This window comes from Kitasatospora sp. NPDC007106 (assembly GCF_040634455.1).
GTDB lineage: Bacteria > Actinomycetota > Actinomycetes > Streptomycetales > Streptomycetaceae > Kitasatospora > Kitasatospora arboriphila.
In genome coordinates this window covers 1-4,111 of the sequence record NZ_JBEYFP010000538.1, presented here as the reverse complement: position 1 = coordinate 4,111, position 4,111 = coordinate 1, and the positions used below count along the sequence as shown (strand labels likewise).

Genomic DNA, 4,111 nt, shown 5'->3' with positions numbered 1-4,111 from the left:
CCCGGCTCCAGCGCGGCGAGTTCCCCGAGGACGTCCTCAAGGCGTTCGAGCACCGGGAGGCCGGCGCGGCCACCGAGTTCCGCGCCGCGCGGGAGGCCGTGCTGCGCACCGTGCTGGACGCGGTCGACAACGAGGAGGGCATGCGCGAGTCCGCCCAGCGGGCCTTCGTCAACATCGCCCGCCGCGTCCAGGCGATCGTCCACCGGCAGGCCCAGGACCTGCGCACCATGGAGGACCGGCACGGCAACGACCCGGCCGTCCTCGACGACCTGCTGCTGCTCGACCACGGCAACGCGCTGATCGGCCGCCTCGCGGACAGCATCGCCGTCCTCGGCGGCGCCCGGCCCGGCCGCCAGTGGAGCCGGGCGGTGCCGCTGTACTCGGTGCTCCGCGGCGGCATCTCCCGGATCCTCGACTACCGCCGCGTCGAACTGCACCCGGTCTCCGAGGTCGCCGTGGTCGGCGCCGCGGTGGAACCGCTCATCCACGCGCTCGCCGAGCTGCTGGACAACGCCACCCGCTACTCGCCGCCGCACACCAGAGTGCACCTGTCCGCCGCCGAGGTGCAGGCCGGGATAGCGATCGAGATCGAGGACGGCGGCCTCAGCCTCAGCGAGGAGGGCCGGGCCCGCGCCGAGCGCATGCTCCGGGACGCACAGGCCGGCATCGACCTCAACGACCTCGGCGAGACCCCCCGGCTCGGCCTGGCCGTGGTCGGCCGGCTCGCCCAGGCGTACGGCTTCCAGGTCTCGCTGCGCCCGTCCGCCTACGGCGGGGTGCGCGCGGTGCTGATCGTGCCGCAGCAGCTGATCACCACGGCCCCCGCCACCGGCCGGGCGCACGGCATCGGCGCCGCCGCCGGCCTCCGGCCGGTCCCGGGCGCGATCCCGCAGCCCGCCTCCGAGCCCCGGCCGTACGGCCGGACGACGGCGGGCGCGTTCTCCACCGGCCAGTCGTTCGGGTCGAACGCGGGGATCCTCGCGGAGTCGGGCCGTACGGACAACGAGATTCCGGTGGTGGCCGAGCGTGCCCCGAACGGGTTGCCGCAGCGCCGCCGCCACGCCAGGCCCTCCCGGCCGGGCCCGGAGGTCTCCCGGGTCCCCGAGCCGGCCCAGGCACCGGTGCAGCCCGGCATGTGGCTGGCCGCGTTCCACGAGGGGGTGAACGGCCACACGCCGTCCACCGGTACGGCCGGCCCCACCAGTGAAGAGTCGGCAGGGAAGGGCGAGCAGTGATTCAGCAGCGCAGCAACATGGACTGGATGCTCAAGGAGCTGGCGAACGGCGTCCCGCACACCCGCCACATCATCGTGCTGTCGGCGGACGGCCTGCGGATGGCGCAGTACGGCACCGACCCGGACACCGCCGACCGCCTGGCCGCCGCCTGCGCCGGCCTGCAGAGCCTGGCCACCGCAGTGGGGCACGAGTTCCCGCACGGCGACGGCCGGATGCGGCTGGTGGTGATCGAGGTGAGCGGCGGCTTCTTCTACCTGATGTCCGCCGGCGCCCGGGCCTACCTGGCGGTGCTCGCCGACGAGGGCGTCGACGCGGGCCTGATGGGCCAGCGGATGCGCGATCTCGTCGCCAGGATCGGCGAGCATCTCAGTACACCGCCCCGCAACGGCGAGCAGGTCGCATGAGTGCAGGCGACCAGGACTGGGACGAGGGCATCCCCGAACGTCTCTATGTGATCACGCGAGGCCGCAGCGGCCTGGCCGAGCAGGCCACGTTCGACCTGGTCACCCTGATCGTCTCCCGCGCGGAACCGGCGCCCACCATGCAGCCGGAACTTGCGGCGATCCTGCGGATCTGCGGTTCGCCGCTCTCCGTGGCCGAGATCTCCGCCTACCTCGGGCTGCCGACCAGCGCGGTCACCGTGCTGCTGGCAGACCTCCTCGCCGACGGACGGATCGAGGCGCGCTCCCCCGTCCCGCAGGCGATCCTCCCCGACCGCGCCCTGCTGGAGGCGGTGATCCATGGACTACAGAGGCTCTGACACGCTCGCCGGGCCGGCGAGCGCGGACCTGCTGCCCGACTCGGCCACCATGGCGGTCAAGGTGGTGATCGTCGGCGGCTTCGGCGTCGGCAAGACCACCCTCGTCGGATCGGTGAGCGAGATCCGGCCGCTGACCACCGAGGAGACGATGACCCAGGCCGGCGCGGGCGTCGACGACCTGGCCGGGATCGAGCGCAAGACCTCCACCACGGTGGCGATGGACTTCGGCCGGATCAGCATCACCGACGAACTGGTGCTGTACGTCTTCGGCACGCCCGGCCAGGAGCGCTTCTGGTTCCTCTGGAACGGGCTGTTCGAAGGCGCGCTCGGCGCGGTCGTGCTGGTCGACACCCGGCGCCTGGAGGTGAGCTTCGACGTGATCGGGCGGCTGGAGGACCGCGGCGTGCCGTTCGTCGTGGCCGTCAACTCCTTCCCGGAGTCCCCCGGTTACCCCACCGAGGACCTGCGGGCCGCGCTCGACCTGGACCCCGGGGTGCCGATCGTCGCCTGCGACGCCCGGACCCGCGAGTCCAGCAAGGACGTCCTGCTCACGCTGATGCACTACCTGTACGGCCTCTCCGCCCGGGCGGCCCGGTGACCCGGCCACCCGGCTGACACTCCGCCGCCCGGCCCCGCACCGCCCGTCCCCGGACCGCACCGCACTGCACTGCACCGCCCGTCCCCGACGAACCGCCACCCGCGACGACCCCGGAGCCATCGTGACCTCGCCGTTCCCCGAGAACACCTCCGCCACCCCGCCGCCCGGGTGCCCCGCCCACGGGCTCGGCCCCGACGGTCTGCGCCGCCTCTACGGCCCCGAGGCCGAGGCCGACCCGGCCGGCCTGTACGAGAAGCTGCGCGCCGAGCACGGCGAGGTGGCCCCCGTGCTGCTGCACGGCGACATCCCCGCCTGGCTGGTCCTCGGGCACTCGGCGAACCTCGCCGCGATGCGCACCCCGTCCCGGTTCTCCCGGGACTCCCGCCGCTGGACGGCCTTCCGCGACGGCCTGGTCACCCCGGAGTCCCCGCTGATGCCGGTGATCGCCTGGCAGCCGCTCTGCGTGTTCGCCGACGGTGAGGAGCACCGTCGGCTGCGCGGCGCGGTGACGGACGGCCTGAACCGCTTCGACCGGCGCGGGATCCGCCGCTACGTCACCCGCTTCGCCGACCAGCTGATCGAGGAGTTCGGCGCGTCCGGCCGGGCCGAACTGGTCTCCCAGTTCGCCGAACACCTGCCGATGCTGGTGATGACGCAGCTGGTCGGCATGCCCGAGGAGTACGGACCGCGGCTGGTCGAGGCCGCCCGCGACCTCATGAAGGGCACCGAGACGGCGATCGCGAGCAACGACTACGTGGTGGCGACGCTGCGCCGGATGATGGAGCGCAAGCGGGAGGCGCCCGGTGCCGACCTGGTGAGCTGGCTGATGCAGCACGAGGCCGGGCTCACCGACGACGAGGTGCTGGAGCACCTGCGGGTGGTGCTGCTCGCGGCGAACGAGACCACCGTCAACCTGATCGCGGACGGGCTGAAGATGGTCCTCACCGACCGGCGGTTCCGCGCCCACCTGTCCGGCGGCCAGATGACGCTGCCCGACGCCCTGGACCAGGTGCTCTGGGACTCCCCGCCGATGCTGCTGGTCGCGGGCCGCTGGGCCACCGGCGACACCGAGCTCGGCGGGCAGCAGATCAAGGCCGGCGACATGCTCCTGCTCGGCCTCGCGGCCGGCAACGCCGACCCGGCCGTCCGCCCGGACCTGTCGACGCCGCTCTTCGGCAACCGCTCCCACCTGGCCTTCGGCAGCGGACCGCACGAGTGCCCGGGCCAGGACATCGGCCGGGCCATCGCGGAGACCGGCATCGACATCCTGCTGACCCGCCTGCCGGACCTCCGACTCGCCGTCCCCGAAGCCGAGTTGACCTGGACCTCGGCCTGGATCTCCCGGCACCTGGTCGAGCTACCGGTGAGCTTCTCCCCGCGCACGGCCGAGTCCGCGCCGACGGCCGCCGCCCCGCCGGTCGTACCGGCGACACCGACCGTCCCGGCACCGGCCTCACCCGCCGCACCGGCCGCAGCCCCTGCTCCGGAGTCGGTCGCCGCGGTGGTGCCGCGCCAGCG

Annotated in this window: 5 protein-coding genes; all 5 read left to right on the top strand. The window is 73.8% G+C overall.

Annotated elements, in window-relative coordinates:
* Positions 1–1,235 (top strand): ATP-binding protein (locus tag ABZ641_RS27935; protein ID WP_359986039.1); only part of this gene is annotated, 1,235 nt, incomplete at its 5' end.
* Complete coding sequence (locus tag ABZ641_RS27930) at positions 1,232–1,639, top strand: roadblock/LC7 domain-containing protein (protein ID WP_344627735.1); 408 nt, start codon at positions 1,232–1,234, stop codon at positions 1,637–1,639. The genes ABZ641_RS27935 and ABZ641_RS27930, both read left to right, overlap by 4 nt.
* On the top strand, positions 1,636–1,995 hold the full coding sequence (locus ABZ641_RS27925) for a DUF742 domain-containing protein (RefSeq protein ID WP_344627736.1): 360 nt from the start codon (positions 1,636–1,638) through the stop codon (positions 1,993–1,995). The genes ABZ641_RS27930 and ABZ641_RS27925 overlap by 4 nt, the downstream gene beginning before the upstream one ends.
* Positions 1,976–2,593 (top strand): ATP/GTP-binding protein, encoded by a 618-nt coding sequence (locus tag ABZ641_RS27920; protein ID WP_359986035.1) that lies wholly within the window; start codon positions 1,976–1,978, stop codon positions 2,591–2,593. The genes ABZ641_RS27925 and ABZ641_RS27920 overlap by 20 nt, the downstream gene beginning before the upstream one ends.
* A 121-nt stretch (positions 2,594–2,714) precedes the next feature.
* A partial coding sequence (locus ABZ641_RS27915) for a cytochrome P450 (protein WP_359986032.1) occupies positions 2,715–4,111 on the top strand: 1,397 nt, incomplete at its 3' end.